Here is a 5,891-nt window from a genome sequence, read left to right as displayed (position 1 = left end):
GGCTTCGCCGTGGTGGCCTCCGAGGTGCGGGCGCTGGCGCAGCGCTCGGCCGGCGCGGCGCGCGAGGTCAAGGCGCTGATCGAGGAATCCACCCGCGACATGGACCTGGGCGGGCGCAGCGCGCGCCAGGCCGGCCAGACGATAGAGCGCATCGTCCAGCAGGTGCGCCAGGTTTCGGCGCTGGTGTCGGACATCACCGACGCCTCCGAGCAGCAGGGCTGCGGCGTGCAGCAGGTGCACGTGGCCATCTCGCAGCTCGACGGCGCCACGCAGCAAAACGCCGCCCTGGTGGAGCAGAGCACGGCCGCCGCGGGCGCGCTCAACGTGCAGGCCGCGCGCCTGGCCGAGGCCGTGGGCATCTTCAAGGACTCGCGCTGAGCGAAGGCGCGGCGCAGCGGGCGCCGCTGCCGCCGCAATGACCGCAGTCGCCGAGCTTGCGGCGCGCAAACGAAGCGGGGGCGTGCATGGCACGCCCCCTTGTCTTTTCCATCGGCTTTGCGCTGCCGCCGCGGCGGCGGCGCGGGCCGGGCGTCAGCCCAGCGCCTTGTAGATGTTGAACAGGCTCACCGAGATGACCAGGCAGCCCACGATGGTCATGAGCGTGCGCGCCTTGAGCGAGCGGCACAGCAGGGCCGCGAACGGCGCGGCGAAGAGGCCGCCGAACACCAGCCCCGCCACGGTCAGCCAGGTGCCGGGCTCGCCGGCCAGCAGGATGAAGGCGGTGGCGCCGGAGAGGGTGAGGAAGAACTCGGCGAAGTTCACCGAACCGATGGTGGTGCGCGGGTCGCCGCCGGCGCCGATGAGGTTGCTGGTGACCACCGGGCCCCAGCCGCCGCCGCCGGCCGCGTCCACGAAGCCGCCGAACAGCGCCAGCTTGGCCACGTGCTTGGGCTGCTCGCGCTTGACGCCCCTGTGCCGCCAGGCCTTGCGCAGGATGTACAGGCCCATGAGCACCAGGTAGGCGGAGATGATGGGCTTGAGCACCTTGCCGTCGAACTGCGTCACGAGGATGGCGCCCAGGATGGCGCCGACGATCCCCGGCACCAGCAGCCGCAGGAACAGCGACTTGTTGACGTTGCCCAGCTTGGCGTGGGAGAGGCCGGACATGCCGGTGGTGAACACCTCGGCGATGTGCACGCTGGCGCTGGCCATGGCGGGCGAGGCGCCGGTGCTCATCAGGAAGGTGGTGGCCGTCACGCCGTAGGCCATGCCCAGCGCGCCGTCCACGATCTGCGCCAGCAAGCCCACGCCCACGGCGCTCCAGAACACGGGGCTGTGCAGCGCGTCGCTGACGATCTGCACCCCCGCCGCCGGCCCGTGCTCGCCGAAGAACAGCCGCCAGGCCAGGTACACCAGCAGCCCGCACAGGATGGAGGCCGCCGCCCACATGGCGATGCGCAGCTCCGGGTGGTCGTCCGGGTGGTGCGAGTGCGAGAAGTCGTCGGCGGGGGCCTGCGCGGCGGCCAGGGGCAGCGGAGCGGCTTTCAAGGGCGTGGCGTCCATGGCGTTTCTTCTGGGCCCGGCACTGGGTTTATGCCGGGCGCGTTGATGCAATGGCGCGAAGTTAATAAGCCGCCAAGCGCGCGGCTACGAAGCTTTGGGCGCTTCGATATGCGCTTTCCGTGCTTGTAAGCCTTGATGAACGTCAGGCCGCCCCGGTTGCACCTGCTTGCAGCGCGCTGGCCTGGAATGCGGCAGGCGACGCCGCGCCGGAGCGGGCCGTGACGCTGTGCACGCGCGCCGCGGCCGGGCCACGCGGCGGAAACGTGGCGGCAAAACGGGCGCGGACACAATCCGCGCCTCTTTTTTGCGCCACTGCGACGCTGGAGCAAGCCGCCGTGATCCGTTGCCTGCTGGTCGATGACGACCTGGACATCCGCCTGGCCGTGCAGGCCTACCTGGAGCGCTACGGCCTGCGGCTGCGCACGGCCGAGGACGGCGCGGCCATGCGCCGCGCGTTGGGCGAGGAGCGCTTCGACCTGTTGCTGCTGGACGTGATGCTGCCCGGCGAGGACGGGCTGGAGCTGTGCCGCGAGGTGGTGCAGTCCACGGCGCTGCCCGTGATCATGCTCACCGCGCAGGGCGACCCGGTGAGCCGCGTGCTGGGCCTGGAGCTGGGCGCGGACGACTACATCAGCAAGCCCTTCGAGCCGCGCGAGCTGATTGCGCGCATCCACGCCGTGCTGCGCCGCAGCCGCCGCGCGCAAGGCGCCGGAGCCGGTGCGGGCGTGCCGGCCGCGGCGGACGCCGCGGGGCCGTTGCGCTTCGAGGGCTGGTGCTTCGACCGCTTGCGGCGCGAGCTGGTCTCGGCCGGCGGGGTGACGGTGTCGCTGTCGGCGGCGGAGTTCCGGCTGCTGTCGGCCTTCGTGGCGCACGCGGGGCGGGTGCTGGCGCGCGAGCGGCTGGTGGAGCTGGCGGGAGCGCCGGGCGTGGAGGTCAACGAGCGCAGCATCGACTTGGGCGTCTCGCGGCTGCGCCAGAAGCTGGGCGACTCGCCGCGCGAGCCCGCGCTCATACGCACGGTGCGCGGCGAGGGCTACCTGTTCGATGCGCAGGTGAGCGCTTGAGCGCTCCCGCAACAGCGTCCACGCGGCCTGGCGCCGCGTGCCTGGGTGCCCTGGATGCGGTGCGCCGCGCGTGGTGGTGGTGCACCGGCTCGCTGTTCACGCGGCTGTTCCTGCTGATGTGGGCGGCGCTGGTGCTCAGCCACGTCGTGGCCTTCGCGGCGGTGATGCTGCGCCACGGCGGCTGGAGCATGGGGGTGCCGCTGCCCACCTTCCCGTCGCTGCCGCCCACGCCCGGCGTGCCGGACGCGGGCATGGCGCTGCGCCCTCCCGCCGCGTTGCCGCCGCCTTTGCCGCCCGCCGGGGTGGCGCAGTGGATGGCCGGCGCGCTGCCGGCCACGCCCGGCGCACCGGGCGGCCCGGCGCAGGCGCCGCGGGCCGAGCCCTGGGGCGTGCCGGGACAGCCCGGGCCCCCGCACCGCGGCGGCCTGCCGCCGGCGGACCTGGCGCTGGACTACGGCGTGCGGCTGCTGGTGATTGCGCTGGCGGCCTGGTGGGGCTCGCGCTGGGTGGCGGCGCCCATGCGGCGCCTGGCCGGCGCGGCGCGCGGGCTGGGCCCGGCGCTGCGCGAGGGCGCGCCGCCGCCGGTGCTGGACGAGCGCGGCGGCACGCGCGAGGTGCGCGAGGCCGCGCAGGTGTTCAACGCCATGGCGCGGCAACTGCAGCAGCAGTTCCGCGCGCGCACGCTGCTCATGGCCTCGGTGTCGCACGACGTGCGCACGCCGCTGACGCGGCTGCGGCTGCGGCTGGAGCGGCTGGAGCGCCCGCAGGACGCAGCGCTGGTGGGCCGCTGCATCGCCGACGTGCGCGAGATCGACGCGCTGGTGGAGTCCGCGCTGGAGCTCACGCGCAGCGAGCAGGCGCAGGAGGCGCCGCGCATCCTGGACCTCGCCGCCCTGGTGCAGGCCGTGGCCGACGACCGCATCGAACAGGGCCAGGCGCTGAGCTGCGGGTGGGCGGACGAGGGTGGAGGCGCCGCCGCGCCTGTGGCCGCGCCGGCCGCCGCCACCGCCCGCGTGCAGCCGGCCGCGCTGCGCCGGGTGCTGGAGAACCTGCTGGACAACGCCTTGCGCCACGGCACGCGGGCGCACTTGGCGCTGCGGCACGAGGGCGGGGCGGTGTGCATCACCGTGGATGACGACGGCCCCGGCATTCCGCGCGCGCAGCTCGACGCCGTGCTGGACCCCTTCGTCCAACTGCACGACGCCGACCCGCGCCGCCACCACCGCGCCGGGCTGGGTTTGGGGCTACACATCGCGCGCGACCTGGTGCGGCGCCAGGGCGGCACGCTCACGCTGGACAACCTGGGCGGCGGCGGGCTGCGCGCGCAGGTGCGGCTGCCCGCGGCACCCTGAGCGGCCAAGGCGTGTATCCGCTGGTGTGTCGGCGCCGACACATGGGCGAAAAACGGCAGCCATGAGGGCTTCCCAGAATCGGTGGCAGAAGCTGGTCGCAATCCCGCGCCGGCTTCACCAGCACACCAGAGCAGGGAGATTTCATGAGCAGCATCGGCTCCGTCAGCAGCAGCAGTGGCGCTTGGGCCACGGCGGTGCAGCGCCCGCAGCGCCCAAACAAGGAAGAGCTTTTCAAGCGCGCCGACAGCGACGGCAGCGGCGGCGTGGACGCGTCGGAGCTGCAGCAGATGCTGGCCAAGCGCCCCGGCGCGGCCCCCTCGGCCGGCGGCAGCGGCGCCACGTCCTCGCCCACGGACGCCGGCTCGGCGGTGGACTTCAGCCAGCTCGACGGCGACGGCAGCGGCAGCCTGGACGCCACGGAGCTCGACGCGGCCATGAAGGCGCTCATGCCCAAGCCGTCCTCCACCATGGAGTTCGCGCAGCAGCGCGGCATGGGGGGCCTGGGCGCTCCTGGCGGCCAGGGCGGCAGCGACGACCTGTTCTCCAAGGTGGACGGCAACGGCGACGGCAGCATCGACAGCGACGAGCTCAAGACGCTGCAGGACCGGATGGGCCTGCAGGACGACGCCGCCTTCAGCCGCCTGGACACGGACAGCAGCGGCTCGCTGAGTGCCGACGAGTTCGCCGCCGGCCGTCCGCAGGGCGGCCAGGGTGGCCAAAGTGCCGGCGGCACGCTCAACGTGCAGGGCAGCTCGCAGGGCACGCAGGGTGCGCAGGGCGGCCGCGGTCCCGGCGGCCCCGGCGGCGCGGGCGGCCCGCCCCCGGCCGGTGGCGGCGATGGCGACGCCGACGACACCAGCACCAGCAGTTCCGGCAGCACGAGCAGCAGCACGACCATCGACCCGCTGGACACCAACGAGGACGGTGTGGTGTCGGCGCAGGAGCGCGCTGCGGGCGAGCTCAAGAAGCTGATGGAGCAGGCGCTGAAGGCTGCCGACAGTGATGGCGACCAGTCGCTGAGCGCCTCGGAGCTGTCCTCGCTGAAGGAGGCCGTGGCGCAGGCGCTGGACAAGGCGACCGGGGCCTCGTCCTTGTCCTCGTCCGGCTCGGGGTCGGATTCGTCGTCCTCGTCGTCATCCGGATCGAACCAGAGCGGCAGCAACAAGCTCGACGAGCAGGCTGCCAAGCTGGTGGGCTGGATGCTCAAGCAGTACGCCGCCGGTGGCGGCAGCGCCTCCGGCTCGACCGGCTCGCAAGTCAACGTCAGCGCCTGAGCCTGACGTGGCGCCGCGGCCTGCGCGGCGCCGGCGTATTGGCTGACGGACTGCACTCCCAATGGGCAACGAGTTAGCTGTTACGTATTCCCCGGACAGCAGTGCGCCTTCGCGGGAATGACGAATCGGGGGGCGCTGCGGGCCAGTCTCCGGCTGACGCCAACGCCGTCCCTGCGCAAAGGCGCCCATCGTTCGCCCCCGTGCCCTCCAGCTCCCCATCCCCTGCGCTCCATCGTTCAGATTTCTGAACAATGCGCCCTGCAAATCGACTGCGCCCGCCGCACCGGCACCGCCGTGCTTGCCCATCCCCTCGCGGCCCCCCAGACTGCGCCTTTCAGTCTTCACCACCCCCGCGCATGCCCGGCCAACCGATTCCATCGAGCGCATTTCCCACCCCGGCCGAAGCGTTTTCCTCACGGCTGGCGCTCATCGACTGGAGCGCCACCCCGCTGGGCCCGCGCGACGCCTGGCCCGGCGAGCTGCAGACGCTTGCCCGCGTGCTGCCGCGCTCGGCGCAGCCCATGGCCCTGGCCTGGGGAGACGATCTCCATTTCCTGGGCAACGACGCCTGCAATGCCCTCGCCGGCACCCCGCCCAACGCCACCTTGGGCCAGCCCCTGCGCCAAGCCTGGGCCGCGCACTGGCCATGGCTGCAGCCCATCGTTGAATCCGTCCTGGCTGACGGCGTCCACCCCGCG

The 5,891-nt window shown here is 73.2% G+C and carries 5 protein-coding genes and 1 pseudogene; 5 read left to right on the top strand and 1 reads right to left on the bottom strand.

What is annotated here, in order from left to right; genetic code table 11:
* Window positions 1-378, top strand: a 378-nt coding sequence (locus ALA01S_RS30050; protein ID WP_238456017.1) for a methyl-accepting chemotaxis protein, incomplete at its 5' end; no start/stop codon positions are given.
* A gap of 153 nt (window positions 379-531) precedes the next feature.
* Here the strand turns inward: ALA01S_RS30050 and ALA01S_RS30045 are convergent.
* A complete protein-coding gene (locus ALA01S_RS30045) occupies window positions 532-1,503 on the bottom strand; it encodes a sulfite exporter TauE/SafE family protein (protein WP_066343275.1) in 972 nt (323 codons plus the stop codon).
* Window positions 1,504-1,838: 335 nt separating this feature from the next.
* Between ALA01S_RS30045 and ALA01S_RS30040 the strand changes: the two genes are divergently transcribed.
* The 4 genes and pseudogenes from ALA01S_RS30040 to ALA01S_RS30025 form a co-directional block, all read left to right on the top strand.
* Window positions 1,839-2,567: a response regulator gene (locus ALA01S_RS30040; RefSeq protein ID WP_084268093.1), complete on the top strand. Its 729-nt coding sequence runs from the start codon at window positions 1,839-1,841 to the stop codon at window positions 2,565-2,567.
* A complete protein-coding gene (locus ALA01S_RS30035; protein WP_157119403.1) occupies window positions 2,564-3,919 on the top strand; it encodes a HAMP domain-containing sensor histidine kinase in 1,356 nt (451 codons plus the stop codon). The genes ALA01S_RS30040 and ALA01S_RS30035 overlap by 4 nt, the downstream gene beginning before the upstream one ends.
* A 143-nt stretch (window positions 3,920-4,062) precedes the next feature.
* Window positions 4,063-5,193 (top strand): penta-EF hand family protein, encoded by a 1,131-nt coding sequence (locus ALA01S_RS30030; protein ID WP_066343270.1) that lies wholly within the window; start codon window positions 4,063-4,065, stop codon window positions 5,191-5,193.
* Between the two features lie 356 nt (window positions 5,194-5,549).
* Window positions 5,550-5,891 (top strand): annotated as a pseudogene (locus ALA01S_RS30025) (hypothetical protein); the annotation flags it as partial.

This window comes from Azohydromonas lata NBRC 102462 (genome assembly GCF_001571085.1).
Taxonomy (GTDB): domain Bacteria; phylum Pseudomonadota; class Gammaproteobacteria; order Burkholderiales; family Burkholderiaceae_C; genus Azohydromonas; species Azohydromonas lata.
The sequence above is the reverse complement of the archived record's forward strand: the minus strand, read 5'-3'. Positions and strand labels throughout refer to the sequence as shown.

What these genes read in the sequence shown, in the direction of transcription:
- ALA01S_RS30030 (WP_066343270.1), top strand. Translation starts at nt 4,063, where the DNA reads ATGAGCAGCATCGGCTCCGTCAGCAGCAGCAGTGGCGCTTGGGCCACG.
- ALA01S_RS30045 (WP_066343275.1), bottom strand. Translation starts at nt 1,503, where the DNA reads ATGGACGCCACGCCCTTGAAAGCCGCTCCGCTGCCCCTGGCCGCCGCG.